This window comes from Streptomyces genisteinicus, assembly GCF_014489615.1.
Taxonomy (GTDB): domain Bacteria; phylum Actinomycetota; class Actinomycetes; order Streptomycetales; family Streptomycetaceae; genus Streptomyces; species Streptomyces genisteinicus.
This window is the reverse complement of record NZ_CP060825.1, coordinates 4771107-4783752: the sequence shown is the minus strand read 5'-3', so window position 1 is coordinate 4783752 and position 12646 is coordinate 4771107. Positions and strand designations below refer to the sequence as shown.

At 72.3% G+C, this 12646-nt stretch carries 11 protein-coding genes; 1 reads left to right on the top strand and 10 read right to left on the bottom strand.

Going from position 1 to position 12646, the window contains the following annotated elements; genetic code table 11:
- Positions 1–147 precede the first annotated feature (147 nt).
- The 3 genes from IAG43_RS20930 to IAG43_RS20920 all read right to left on the bottom strand — a co-directional run bounded on the left by IAG43_RS20930 (position 148) and on the right by IAG43_RS20920 (position 1931).
- Positions 148–558: a DUF6113 family protein gene (locus IAG43_RS20930; RefSeq protein ID WP_187742233.1), complete on the bottom strand. Its 411-nt coding sequence runs from the start codon at positions 556–558 to the stop codon at positions 148–150.
- Complete coding sequence (gene mshB / locus IAG43_RS20925) at positions 555–1571, bottom strand: N-acetyl-1-D-myo-inositol-2-amino-2-deoxy-alpha-D-glucopyranoside deacetylase (protein WP_187742232.1); 1017 nt, start codon at positions 1569–1571, stop codon at positions 555–557. The genes IAG43_RS20930 and mshB overlap by 4 nt, the downstream gene beginning before the upstream one ends.
- Before the next feature lie 165 nt (positions 1572–1736).
- Positions 1737–1931, bottom strand: coding sequence for a hypothetical protein (locus IAG43_RS20920; protein WP_187742231.1), 195 nt, complete (start codon positions 1929–1931; stop codon positions 1737–1739).
- Positions 1932–2099: 168 nt separating this feature from the next.
- On the opposite strand from IAG43_RS20920, the gene IAG43_RS20915 reads away from it, so the two are divergent.
- Positions 2100–4262: a S9 family peptidase gene (locus tag IAG43_RS20915; RefSeq protein WP_187742230.1), complete on the top strand. Its 2163-nt coding sequence runs from the start codon at positions 2100–2102 to the stop codon at positions 4260–4262.
- Between the two features lie 56 nt (positions 4263–4318).
- Here IAG43_RS20915 and IAG43_RS20910 read toward each other — a convergent pair whose 3' ends face one another.
- The 7 genes from IAG43_RS20910 to IAG43_RS20880 all read right to left on the bottom strand — a co-directional run bounded on the left by IAG43_RS20910 (position 4319) and on the right by IAG43_RS20880 (position 12532).
- On the bottom strand, positions 4319–5491 hold the full coding sequence (locus IAG43_RS20910) for a hypothetical protein (protein WP_187742229.1): 1173 nt from the start codon (positions 5489–5491) through the stop codon (positions 4319–4321).
- 233 nt (positions 5492–5724) lie between these two features.
- The gene (locus tag IAG43_RS20905; RefSeq protein ID WP_246574478.1) at positions 5725–6885 is read right to left on the bottom strand and encodes an ABC transporter ATP-binding protein; all 1161 of its coding nucleotides are present in this window, start codon (positions 6883–6885) and stop codon (positions 5725–5727) included.
- A complete protein-coding gene (locus IAG43_RS20900; protein ID WP_187742228.1) occupies positions 6878–7891 on the bottom strand; it encodes an ABC transporter ATP-binding protein in 1014 nt (337 codons plus the stop codon). The genes IAG43_RS20905 and IAG43_RS20900 overlap by 8 nt, the downstream gene beginning before the upstream one ends.
- A gap of 9 nt (positions 7892–7900) precedes the next feature.
- A complete protein-coding gene (locus tag IAG43_RS20895; RefSeq protein WP_187742227.1) occupies positions 7901–8881 on the bottom strand; it encodes an ABC transporter permease in 981 nt (326 codons plus the stop codon).
- Positions 8874–9797: an ABC transporter permease gene (locus tag IAG43_RS20890; protein ID WP_187742226.1), complete on the bottom strand. Its 924-nt coding sequence runs from the start codon at positions 9795–9797 to the stop codon at positions 8874–8876. Before IAG43_RS20890 ends, IAG43_RS20895 begins: the two co-directional genes overlap by 8 nt.
- Before the next feature lie 78 nt (positions 9798–9875).
- Positions 9876–11507 (bottom strand): peptide ABC transporter substrate-binding protein, encoded by a 1632-nt coding sequence (locus IAG43_RS20885; RefSeq protein WP_187742225.1) that lies wholly within the window; start codon positions 11505–11507, stop codon positions 9876–9878.
- 68 nt (positions 11508–11575) lie between these two features.
- A complete protein-coding gene (locus IAG43_RS20880) occupies positions 11576–12532 on the bottom strand; it encodes a GNAT family N-acetyltransferase (RefSeq protein WP_187742224.1) in 957 nt (318 codons plus the stop codon).
- Between the last annotated feature and the right edge of the window lie 114 nt (positions 12533–12646).

Genomic DNA, 12646 nt, shown 5'->3' with positions numbered 1-12646 from the left:
AGCGACCCCGTGGCCCGTCGGCGCACCGTACGGGCACGGCCGGTTCGGCCGCGCACCCGGTCCCGGAACTCGCCGTGCTGCCGCACCGCGCCGGGGACCGGCCGTCGCACCCGCTGAGCGGGGACACGGCGGACGGCGACCGCGCTCCTACCCGCCAAGTCGGCCGGTGCCGCCGCCCGGTTGCCCCGGCCGCGACATCGTGGCACACATCACAGCCACCGCCGTACCTCCGAGCATGAAGACCAGCGGCCCGATCCCGGAGGCGAACACGGCGTCCCCCTCGGGTCTGCCGATGCTGAGCGCCACCACGGCCAGCAGCCATCCGGCGGCCGGTGCGGCCGCCCCGAGCTGGGTTCCGGTCGCCCGCCGGCCGGCCGCGAACACGGCTCCGGAGGCGAGCAGCGCGAGGAGCAACCCGCCCGGGAAGAAGCCCGCTTGGACGAGTGAGCCCGCGATGCCCACGAGCGCGCCGAGTACGGCGAGCAGCACGTAGACCGCGATGCGGCCGGGCTTCGGCGTCCCGGTGAGGAAGGAGTGCTGCACGGGCGACCCGCTCATACGGCCCCTCCCGAAATCTCCCCGACTCCCTCACGAACGCCGCCCGCCGACGCCCCGGGAATCCGCCCGGCAGCGCTCCGGGGGGAGCCGCCCGCCGCCTCGGCGACCCCGGTGGACCCGGTGGTGCCGGTGATCCCCGCGAAGAGGTCGTGCTCGCGCTCGCCCGGCGCGGCGCCGGAGACGCCGACGGCCAACTCGTAGCACTCGGTGGTGAACAGGGGCTGACCCAGGTCGTTGGAGAGCGCGAAGAAGGGTTCCCTGACGGCGATCTGGGTGGCGTGCGCCCGCATCGCCGCGGCCTTCCGGTCCGCGTACGCGGCGCCGTCGATCTCGGCGGTGATCCGCTCGTCGTCGACGACTCCGGGAATGTCGGCGATGCCCGCGATTCCCGGGAAGTCCCCCGCCGCCGTGGCACGCAGCCGCGCGAAGCCCTCCTCGGCGAGGGAGCGCGGGACCCTGGTCCAGTAGATCTTCGCGACGGCGTGCGGGTCGCCGAGGTCGCGCCGGTACGCGCGCTCGCCCGCGAGGTCCGCGGCCCGCATGGCGACCCGGTGCGCCTGGATGTGGTCGGGGTGGCCGTATCCCCCGCGGGGGTCGTAGGTGACGAGCACCTGCGGGCGGACGGACCGGATGATCTCGACCAGCGGGGCGGCCGCCTCGTCCACGTCGGTGCCCCAGAAGGCGCCCTCCCGGTGGTTCTGCGGGACGCCCATCATGCCGGAGTCCCGGAACCGGCCCTGGCCGCCGAGGAAGCGGTGGTCGGTGACGCCCAGCTCCTTCATCGCCTCGGCCAGTTCGCCGGCCCGGTACGGTCCCAGGCGGTCGTCGCGGTCGGGCGCCAGGTGGGCGAGCCCGGCGGGGATGACCTCGCCCTCCTCCCCGAGCGTGCAGGTCACCAGCGTGACGTGGACACCGGCGGCCGCGTACAGCGCCATCGTGGCGCCGTTGGTGATCGACTCGTCGTCCGGGTGTGCGTGCACCAGGAGCAGACGACGGGCGGGAAGATCCTTCATACGGGACAGCCTAGAGCGCCCGGCCCCGCCGGTGTCCGCAAAGTGCCGACGGATGTCCGCGGAACGTGCCCGCTTCCGCGGCCGGCGCCCGCCCGGCCGCGGGCAGCGGCCGGCGGCGCGCCGGGTCCGCGCCGCGTGCCGCCCGGCGGACCCCGGAAGCGGACCCTAGAACTTGAGCCCGCCGATCATGCCCGCCACGTTGCTGGTCAGCTCGCTGATGGTCGGCGCGATCGACGAGCTGGCGAGGTAGAAGCCGAGCAACATGCAGACCACCGCGTGTCCGCCCTTCAACCCGGATTTCCGGATCAGCAGGAAGACGACGATCGCCAGCAGCACCACCGCCGAAATCGAGAGTGCCACGGCGGTTCACCTCCACAGATATTCGACGGGGACGGTCCAGTTGCATGTGCCGGTAGGTTCATACCCACCTTGCGCTACGGATCATAACTATCCGTACCCACGCATCGATCGGTGCACGGCAGCACTAGGGGGCGCACAACGGCCTTGCCCGTGCCATAGGTTCGCCCCATGACAGCGACGCAGCAGCTCTCCTTCCCGCGTCAGTCGGCGCGGACCCAGCGCTTCACCCTGGGGGCGCCCCGGGCCTTCACCGTCTCGCCGGACGGCGCACGGGTGGTGTTCCTGCGCTCCTCCTCGGGCACGGAGCGGTCCGGTCTGCTCCGGGTGCTCGACCTCGACGGGCCCGCGCCCCGCGAACGGATCGCCGCCGATCCGGGTGAACTGCTCGGCGGAGCGGGCGAGGAGCTGTCCGCCGAGGAGAAGGCGCGGCGCGAGCGGAGCCGCGAGGGGTCCGCGGGGATCGTCGGCTACGCGGTCGACCGGGCCGTGGAACTGGCCGCCTTCACCCTGTCGGGACGGCTGTTCACGGCCGAGCTGCGCGCGGGCACGGCGCGCGAACTGCCCGCCCCCGGGCCGGTGATCGACCCCCGCCCCTCCCCCGACGGCCGGTGGGTCGCCTACGCGACGGGCGGCTCGCTGCGTGTGACGGGGGCGGAGGGCGACGGCGACCGGCCGCTGGCCGAGCCGGAGGACGCGCACGTCTGCTGGGGTCAGGCGGAGTTCGTCGCCGCCGAGGAGATGGGGCGTTCGCGCGGGTACTGGTGGGCGCCGGAGTCGGACCGGCTGCTGGTCGCCCGCGTCGACGACCGTGCGGTCCGGCGCTGGTGGATCAGCGATCCGGCGCACCCCGACCGCGAGCCGGCCCGGGTCGCCTACCCGGCGGCCGGCACCCCCAACGCCGAGGTGCGCCTGTACGTGGTCGCCCTGGACGGCGGACGCACCGAGGTCGTCTGGGACCGGGTCCGCCACCCCTACCTCGCCCGGGTGCACTGGTCGGCGGACGGCCCGCCGCTGCTGCTCGTGCAGTCGCGGGACCAGCGGACCCAGGCGTTCCTCGAGGTGGACCCGGACACCGGCGGGACACGGCTGGTGCACCTGGACGAGGACCCCGTGTGGCTGGAACTTTTCGCCGGCGTCCCGGCCTGGGCGCCCGACGTGACCCCCGGCGGCCGGGGCGGCGGCCGCCTGGTGCGCATCGCGGACGAGGGCGGCGCGCGGGTGCTGGCGGTCGGGGACCGCGTGCTGACCGGAGCGGACCTCCATGTCCGCGCCGTGCTCGGCGTCGGCGCGGACCACGTGCTGGTGTCGGCCTCGGCGGGCGAGGGCGCGGCGGCTCCGGAGACCGGCGAGATCCATGTGTACCGGGTCGGCGCGCGGGGCGCGGAACGCCTCTCCGAGGGGCCGGGGGTCCACTCGGCGGCCGGCTGCGGGGACGTGACGGTGATCGCGTCTGCGGGCCTGGAGGCGACCGGGACGTCCGTACGCGTGCTGCGCGGCGGCCGGGTCGTGGCCGAGGTCGCCTCGTACGCCGAGCGGCCGTCGATCACCGCGCGGCCCCGCCTCGTCGAGGCCGGCGCCCGCCGGATCCCCTGCGCGGTGCTGCTGCCGTCGGACCGGGCGGCGGACGACGACCGTCCGCTGCCGGTGCTGATGGACCCCTACGGCGGCCCGCACGGCCAGCGGGTGCTCGCCTCCCACCACGCGCACCTCACCTCGCAGTGGTTCGCCGACCAGGGCTTCGCGGTGGTCGTCGCGGACGGCAGGGGCACCCCCGGGCGCTCCCCCGAGTGGGAGAAGTCGGTCCGGGACGACTTCGGCCTCACCCTCGACGACCAGGTCGAGGCGCTCCGCGCGCTGGCCGGAACTTTTCCCTTCGACCTGGACCGGGTCGCCGTCCGCGGCTGGTCCTACGGCGGCTATCTGGCGGGCATGGCGGTGCTGCGGCGTCCCGACGTCTTCCACGCGGCCGTCGTGGGCGCTCCCGTCACCGACCTGCGGCTCTACGACACCCACTGGACCGAGCGCTATCTGGGCGACCCGGCCGCGCAGCCGGAGGTCTACACGGCCAACTCCCTGGTCGGTGACGACGGACTGACCGTGGCGGGAACCCCGCACCGGCCGATGATGGTCGTCCACGGCCTCGCGGACGACAACGTGGTCGTGGCCCACGCGCTGCGGCTCTCCTCGGCGCTGCTGTCGGCCGGCCGCCCGCACGAGGTGCTGCCGCTGACCGGGGTGACGCACATGACGCCCCAGGAGCAGATCGCCGAGAACCTGCTCCTGCTCCAGGTGGACTTCCTGAAGCGCTCACTGGGCATGGACCGCGGCTGACCCGCCCGCGCCGCGGCCCCGGAAGCCTGCCGGCGACCCGCCCGAGCCGGCCGCGGCTACCAGCCCGGCGGCCTCGACGCGGGCGGCGGGGGCGACGGCGGGCCGGAGCCGGCTGACGGGTCCGCGGGCGGGTAGCCGTAGCCCGGTGGGCGGACGGCGGGCGGATACCCGTAGCCCGGGGGCCGCGCGGCGGGCGGATACCCGTAGGAGGGCCGCACGGGCGGGTAGCCGTATCCCGAGGGGGGCGGGTACCCGTATCCGTGCGGCACGCCGCCGGGGGTGCCGTCGCCGTCCGGCAGGGGCTCCCCCCGGCGCAGCAGCACGGCGACCAGGACCAGACCGCAGACCAGCTCGAACAGGGCGGTCGCGGTGAGCAGATGGCGCTCCAGCGGGAGTTCCCGGAGCGAGAGCCACAGTTCCTGCCGCACGGCATGTGCCACGGCCACGGCGCCGTCGGCGGCCAGCAGCACCCCGACGACGGCCCCCAGCGGCCGGCTGTGGACGGCGCGCACCAGCGCGCCGCCCGCGGCCGCCAGGGCGAGGGCGGCGACGGCCAGGGCGAGCCAGGCGGAGGGCACCTCCAGCAGCCGCACCGGCGCGCGTTCGCCGCCGGTGAGCAGGTCGGACCAGACGCCCGCGCCGAGGACCCAGGCCCAGCGCACCTGCCAGGCGACGATCACCGCGGCGGCCGCGCCCAGCAGCACGACGGCCGTCACGGCGGTTCCCCGGCCGGGACGCGTCGGCGTCAGCGCCTCGGCGCCGGGGGCCTGCCGGGTGAACCGCAGCTCGCCGGCGGGTCTGCGCCCCGCGGCGGCCGTGACGAGCAGTCCCGTGCCGAGCACCAGCGCGGCGAAAGCGCTGTAGAGCGCCCGGGTGCGCACGGTGTCCGTGGCCTGGAGGTCCATGTAGGAGGCGGTGAGCACCCACAGGGCCGGCAGCCTCAGCAGGAGGGTCGCCACACCGGCGGCCACGAGCGACGCGGCAGCCACCGGGGAGCGGAGGGCGGCCGCGGCGGCGGCCGTGTAGACGAGGAGCAGGGCGGGTTCGACGATCGTGGTCGCGGGCTGCGAGACGGCGACGAAGCCGGGGGTGCCGCCCGACCAGGAGCGCCACAGCGCGGCGGCGGACCCCGCGTCCGAGAGGTCCCGGAGAATCCAGGCCGCGGTCGTCAGAGCGAGCAGCGCGGCCAGTGCCGCACCTGTGATCCGGGCCCCCCGCGTAAGCGTCACACCCACGATCGTGCCCGGCGCCGCGTGGGGCGACAAGAGTGCCTCGGCCCGGGGGCAAGCGCTTGCGCGCGGATGGCCGGACGGGGTCCCATGACAGGATCCCGTCCGGCCCCAACGGCACCCGCACGGCCGTACGCTGTTCAGGATGGCGCGTCCGTATATCGGTACGGGGTCCGCCGGGTTGCCTGTGCGTTAACGCGGTCGGCGCCTGTTCGCACCCGGGCCCGGAAGGGCTACGAGGGTTCGAACCGGGTCGACCCGCCGGCCTGTCCCGCGCCTCCGGCCGCTGCTCCGGAACCGCCCGGCCCGCCGCCCGTTCCTCCGCCGCCCGTTCCCTGACCGTCCGTTCCCTCTCCACCCGGTCCGTCGCCGCCCGGCACCACGTGCCGCTCCTCCGCGAAGTGGCACGCCGACGGGTGCTGGACGGGCCCGGGAACCGTCCGCAGGTGCGCGGGGACGGCCAGCAGCGGCACCTCCTGCGCGCAGCGCTCCTGGGCCTTCCAGCACCGGGTCCGGAAGCGGCACCCGGAGGGGATGTTCGTCGGGGAGGGCACGTCGCCCGTGAGGATGATCCGCTCCCGGTGCTCCCGCGCCTCGGGGTCGGGCACGGGGACGGCCGACAGCAGGGCCTGGGTGTAGGGGTGCGTCGGGTGGTCGTAGATCTCCGCGTCCCTGCCGATCTCCACGACCCGCCCGAGGTACATCACGCCGACCCGGTCCGAGATGTGCCGGACGATCGACAGGTCGTGGGCGATGAAGACGTAGCTGAGGGAGAACTCGTTCTGCAGCCGGTCGAGAAGGTTGACGACCTGCGCCTGCACGGAGACGTCCAGCGCGGAGACCGGCTCGTCGGCCACGATGATCTCGGGCTGGAGGGCCAGGCCGCGGGCGATGCCGATGCGCTGGCGCTGACCGCCGGAGAACTGGTGCGGATAGCGGTTGATGTACTCGGGGTTGAGCCCGACCACGTCGAGCAGGTCCTGCACCTTCTTCCGGCGGCTGCCCTTCGGGGCGACCTCGGGGTGGATCTCGTACGGCTCCCCGATGATGTCCCCGACCGTCATCCGGGGGTTCAGCGAGGTGTACGGGTCCTGGAAGACCATCTGGATGTTGCGGCGCACCGCCTTGAGGGCGCGTCCGGACAGCTTGGTGATGTCCTCGCCCTTGTAGCGGATGGCGCCCGCGGTCGGCTTCTCCAGGTGCACCAGCATCCGGGCGAGGGTCGACTTGCCGCAGCCGGACTCGCCGACGATGCCGAGGGTCTCCCCGGCCATGAGGTCGATGTCGACGCCGTCGACCGCCTTGACCGCGCCGACCTGCTTCTTGAAGAGGATGCCCTGGGTGAGCGGGTAGTGCTTGACCAGGTCGCGCACTTCGAGGATGGCTTCAGCCATTGAGGGTCTCCTCCCAGAAGTGGCACGCGCTGCGGCGCTCCTCGTTCACCTCGTACAGCGGCGGTTCGTCGGTCCGGCACGCGTCGCGGGCCATCGGGCAGCGGGGGTTGAAGGCGCAGCCGGGCGGGATGGCCAGCAGGTTGGGCGGCAGGCCCTTGATCGCGTACAGCTCCCTGCCCTTCTGGTCCAGGCGCGGGATCGACTCCAGGAGGCCCTTGGTGTAGGGGTGGGCGGGCGCCTTGTAGATGTCGTGGACGGGGGCGGTCTCGACGATCCGTCCCGCGTACATGACCGCGATCTTGTCGGCGACGTCGGCGACGACGCCGAGGTCGTGGGTGATCAGGATCAGGCCCATGTTCAGGTCGCGCTGGAGCTCGGCGAGCAGGTCCATCACCTGGGCCTGCACCGTCACGTCGAGGGCCGTGGTCGGTTCGTCGGCGATGATCAGGTCCGGCTCCAGGGAGAGCGCCATGGCGATCATGATCCGCTGGCGCATGCCGCCGGAGAACTGGTGCGGGTACTGGCCGACCCGCTCCTTCGCCGCCGGGATGCGCACCCGGTCCATCAGCTCGATCGCCTTCAGCTTCGCGTCCTTGCGGGACATGCCCTGGTGGACGGTGAACATCTCACCGAGCTGGTCGCCCACGCTGAGCACCGGGTTCAGCGAGGAGAGCGCGTCCTGGAAGATCATGGCCATTTCGGCGCCGCGGATGCCGCGCCGCTCGTCCTCCCCGAGTTTCAGCAGGTCGCGGCCCTTGAAGACGATCTCGCCGCCCGTGATCCGTCCGGGCGGCATGTCGAGGATGCCCATCACGGCCTGAGCGGTGACGGACTTGCCGGAGCCGGACTCGCCGAGCACGGCGAGCGTCTCCCCGGCGGAGACGGTGTAGTCGACGCCGTTGACGGCCTTGGCGACCCCGTCGCGGGTGTGGAACTCCACGTGCAGGTCCCGGACGTCGAGCAGCGGCCCCGACTCGGCGGGCCCGGCGGGCGTGACGGATGGCATGGCCGGCTCCTATCGCAGCTTCGGGTCGAGGGCGTCGCGCACCGCGTCGCCGAGCATGATGAACGCGAGCACGGTGACGGCCAGCGCGCCGGCGGGCCAGAGCATCATGTGCGGGGCGTTGCGGATGTAGGGCGAGGCGGACGAGATGTCGATGCCCCACGAGACGGTCGGCGGCTTCAGCCCGGCGCCGAGGTACGACAGGGTCGCCTCCAGGGAGATGTAGGTGCCGAGCGCGATCGTGGCGACGACGATCACCGGGGCGATCGCGTTGGGCGCGATGTGGCGCAGCAGCATCCGGGTGTTGGAGGCTCCCAGCGCCCGCGCGGCTTGCACGTAGTCGTTCTGCTTGGCGGTGATGACGGAGCCGCGGGCGATGCGGGAGATCTGCGGCCAGCCGAGCAGCACCATGAAGCCGACGACGGGCCACACGGTGGTCGAGGTGACGACCGAGAGCAGCACCAGACCGCCGAGGACGACCGGGATGCCGAAGAAGATGTCGGTGACACGGGAGAGCACGGCGTCCCAGCCGCCGCCGAAGAACCCGGCGAGGGCTCCGAACAGCGAGCCGAGGATCGCGACCCCGAGGGTGGCGCAGACGCCGACGGTGACGGAGGTCCGGGCGCCGTACACGGTGCGGGTGTAGACGTTGCAGCCCTGGCCGTTGTAGCCGAACGGTGCCCCGGGCCCGGAGCCCTGCTGGGCCTTGGCCAGGTCGCAGGCGAGCGGGCTGCCGGAGGCGATCAGCGAGGGCCAGATCGAGATGACCACCAGGAAGAGGATCACCAGGGCGGAGACGATGAAGACCGGATTGCGCCGCAGGTCCCGCCAGGCGTCCGACCACAGGCTGCGGGGCTTGCCGGCGGGCCCGGTGCCGAGCGGTCCGCCGGGGGTCTTCTCCAGGGTCTCGCCCTCGCTCATGGCGAGGTCGGTCGCGCCGCCCGCTCCGGTGGAGGCGATGGCGTTGTCGTCGAAGGGCTGCTGCTCAGGCATACCGGATCCTCGGGTCGAGAACGGCGTACAGGAGGTCGACGAGCAGGTTCGCCAGCAGGAACACGATGACGAGCACGGTCACGAAGCCGACAACGGTCTGGGTGTTCTGCCGCAGGATGCCCTGGTAGAGCTGGTAGCCGACGCCGTGGATGTTGAAGATCCGCTCGGTGACGATGGCGCCGCCCATCAGGGCGCCGATGTCGGTGCCGATGAAGGTGACGACGGGGATCAGCGAGTTGCGCAGCAGATGCCGGCGGATGACCCGCCCCCGCGGCAGCCCCTTGGCCTTGGCGGTGCGGACGTAGTCGGAGCGGGAGTTCTCGGCGATCGACGTCCGGGTGAGCCGGGTGACGTACGCGAGCGAGACCGAGGCGAGCACCAGGCCGGGCACGATCAGCTCGTCGAGACGGGCGTCCGAGGAGACCGAGGGGTCGATGACACCCCACTTGATGCCGAGCAGCAGCTGCACGATGAGACCGGTGACGAAGGTCGGCACGGCGATGACGACCAGCGTGAGCAGCAGGACCCCGGTGTCCACCGGCCGCCCCCGGCGCAGGCCGGTGACGACGCCGAGGGTGATGCCGATGACGATCTCGAAGAAGATGGCCACGATGGTCAGCCGGATCGTGACGGGGAACGCCTCTCCCATCAGCTCGGTCACCGGCTGCCCGTTGAACGCGGTCCCGAAGTCTCCGGTGAAGACGTTGCCCATGTAGGTCAGGTATTGCTGCCACACGGGCTTGTCGAGTCCGAACTCCTTGCGCAGCTGCGCCGCGGTCGCGGGGTCGCACTGCCGGTCGCCGCAGAGGCCGGCGACGGGGTCGCCCATGATGTTGACCATCAGGAAGATCAGCAGCGTGGTGCCGAAGAAGACCGGGATCATCTGCAGCAGACGCCGGATCACGTAACGTCCCATGACACGCTCCGGGGGTCGTCGCGGGAAGGGGGACGGCCCGGCGCTCGCGGTGCGTCGCCGGGCCGGTGGCTTCCGCCGTCAGTTGACCTTGATCTCGTTGTAGACCGGGACGCTGAACGGGTTCAGGGCCACGTTCGAGATCCGCTCCGAGTAGCCGGCGCTGCCGTTCTGGTACCAGAGGGGGATGGCGGCCATCTGGTCCCGGACGACCTCCTCGGCCTGCTTGAAGAGGTCGACCGCCTTGGCGGTGTCGCTCTCGGCGTTGGCCTGGTCCACCAGGTCGTCGAATTCCTCGTTGCTCCACTTGCCGTCGTTGGAGGAGGCGTTGGTGTAGTAGAGCGGCTGGAGGAAGTTCTGGATCAGCGGGTAGTCCATCTGCCAGCCGGCCCGGAACGGGCCGGGCATCTTCTGCTCGCCGATCTGGTTGCGGAAGTCCGCGAAGGTGCCGACGGGGTTGCCCACACAGGCCTTCTCGTTGCCGAGGGCGTTGTTGATGGAGTTGCACACCGCGTCGACCCAGTCCTTGTGGGAGCCGGTGTCGGCGTTGTAGGTGATCTTGACCTGTCCGCCGGGGATGCCGCCGCCCTCCTGGACCAGCTTCTTGGCCGCGGCCGGGTCGTACTCGCAGGCGTCGCCGCACAGGGTGTCGTCGAAGCCGCCGTCCTCGCCGAGCACGGGGGACGTCCAGTCCTTGGCGGGGGTGCGGGTCTTCTGGAAGATCGTGTCGGTGATCTGGTCGCGGTTGATGGCACGCGAGAGACCGGTGCGCACCTTGGCGCCGTCGGGGGTGTTCCAGGCGTCGTCGTAGAACGGGAACGCGAGGGTCTGGATGATGCCCGCGGGGGTGTTGATGTACCGGTCGCCGAGGTCCGCCTGGACGTTCTTCAGCTGGGAGGCCGGCACGTCGTCGACGAGGTCGAGGTTGCCCGCGATCAGGTCGGTGTAGGCGGTGTTGTTGTCCGTGTAGACCTTGAGGTCGATGCCGCCGTTCTGCGCCTTGTCGGGGCCGGGGTAGTCGTCCCAGCGGCGGAGCTGCGCCTGGGAGCCCTTCTGGTACGAGTTCAGCGTGTACGGGCCGTTGCCGACGGGCTTGGCGATCCAGGCGTCGCGGTCGTCGAAGAAGGACTGGGGCAGCGGGGCGAAGGCGGAGTAGCCGAGGGTGTCGGGCCAGGTGGAGAACTTCTGGCTGAGCTTCACCGTGAAGGTGAGGTCGTCGACGACCTTGAGGCCCGACATGGTCTGGGCGGTGGGGTCGCCGCTCTCGGGGTGGACGGCCTCGTAGCCGTCGATGTAGCCGAAGAAGTAGGCGTTCTTCTGGTTGTTCTTCAGATTGGCGCCGTAGTTCCAGGCGTCCACGTAGGACTTCGCGGTGACCTGCTCGCCGTTGCTGAAGGTCCAGCCGCTCTTGATCTTGATGGTGAAGTTCACCGAGTCGGTGCTCTCGATGCTCTCGGCCATCATGTCGGTGGCGGCGCCGGTCTTCGGGTCGTACTTCTTCAGGCCCCGGAAGATCATGTCGAGGACCTTGCCGCCCTGGACCTCGTTGGTGTTGGCGGGCTCCAGCGGGTTCTGCGGGTCGGTCCAGGAGGAGCTGATGATGCCGTCCTCGCCGCCACCGCCTCCGCTGTCGCCGCCGCCACCGCAGCCGGTCGCCGCGAGGGCGACGGCTGCCGCACATGCGGCCCACTTGGCGTGCGTGGCTCCGCGCATGGGGTTCCTCCCGTGTCCTAGGCCTGACTTAGGACCGAATATCACCCCATTGCGGAACTAACGCACTTTCAGGGCGTCCGGGTGGCGGCCGGGGATGCCGCCGGACGGGTGAGCTCCCAGGTGTCGATGGCGTAGTGGAGACCCATCCCGTGCGCTTCGTAGAGGCCGAGGGCCCGGGTCTCGTTGGCGGTGTCCACGCCGAGGCCGATGGTGTCCCGGCCACGGGCCGCGTAGGCGGCGAAGGCGTGGCGGAGCAGGTGGCCCGCGACGCCGCGGCCGCGGGCCGGGCGGCGGACGCCGAGGCTGCCGATCCAGCCCATCGCCTCCCGGTCGTCCCGGGTCAGCATCACGGCGACGTCTCCTTCGCCCTCCAGCGAGGCGATCCACACCAGTGACCAGTCGAGGCGCGCGCCGCCGATGTCGGCCAGCCACTGCTCGTAGGTGCGGGCGTGGTGGTCGAAGTGCTCGGCGAAGGTCTCCTCGACCAGCGCGTGGGCGAGGCGCCGGTCGGCCTCCTGGCGGCAGTCGCGCAGGGTCAGCCCGGCGGGCGGGTCCGGCGGGAGGTCGGCGGACGGGGAGAGCGTGCGGGTCATGATCTGGTGGCGCCGCACGACGGACCACTCCCGGGCGGCCAGGAGCGCGGTGTCGACGGCGGGCCGGGCGTTCAGGTGCAGATGGAGCACGGCGCGCTCCGCGCCGCCCTCGGCCGCCTTCTCCACGGCGCGGGCCTCGATCAGCTCCAGCAGCAGCACGGCCGCGTCCGAGCGGCCGGGCAGCACGTAGTGGTCGACGCCGATGTCCCCCTGCCCCGAGTCGCTGTAGATCACCCCGTACCCCACCAGGTCGGGACCGTCGGAGACCAGCCAGGTGTCCAGGGCGAGGTCCACATCGGGGTGGGCGAGGTCGGTCTCGACGGTGTGGAGATCGGTCTCGGGGCGGCCGATCTCGGCGATGTCGACGGTGTTCAGCAGGGCGCAGACGGCGGGTGCGTCGGCGTACGCGGCGGGGCGGACGGTGAGGGACATGGGGACACTCTCGGCAGCGGCGCAGCATCCGGGCAATCGGTTTTCCCGGCGGGCCGTGCGTGCCGACACGCGACGGCGCCCGCCCCGCGGTGCGGGACGGGCGCCTGGGGTCCG

Coding starts and splice junctions, on each gene's coding strand:
- IAG43_RS20930 (WP_187742233.1), bottom strand. CDS start 558: ATGAGCGGGTCGCCCGTGCAGCACTCCTTCCTCACCGGGACGCCGAAG.
- IAG43_RS20905 (WP_246574478.1), bottom strand. CDS start 6,885: ATGGCTGAAGCCATCCTCGAAGTGCGCGACCTGGTCAAGCACTACCCG.
- mshB (WP_187742232.1), bottom strand. CDS start 1,571: ATGAAGGATCTTCCCGCCCGTCGTCTGCTCCTGGTGCACGCACACCCG.
- IAG43_RS20885 (WP_187742225.1), bottom strand. CDS start 11,507: ATGCGCGGAGCCACGCACGCCAAGTGGGCCGCATGTGCGGCAGCCGTC.
- IAG43_RS20895 (WP_187742227.1), bottom strand. CDS start 8,881: ATGCCTGAGCAGCAGCCCTTCGACGACAACGCCATCGCCTCCACCGGA.
- IAG43_RS20900 (WP_187742228.1), bottom strand. CDS start 7,891: ATGCCATCCGTCACGCCCGCCGGGCCCGCCGAGTCGGGGCCGCTGCTC.
- IAG43_RS20915 (WP_187742230.1), top strand. CDS start 2,100: ATGACAGCGACGCAGCAGCTCTCCTTCCCGCGTCAGTCGGCGCGGACC.
- IAG43_RS20890 (WP_187742226.1), bottom strand. CDS start 9,797: ATGGGACGTTACGTGATCCGGCGTCTGCTGCAGATGATCCCGGTCTTC.
- IAG43_RS20880 (WP_187742224.1), bottom strand. CDS start 12,532: ATGTCCCTCACCGTCCGCCCCGCCGCGTACGCCGACGCACCCGCCGTC.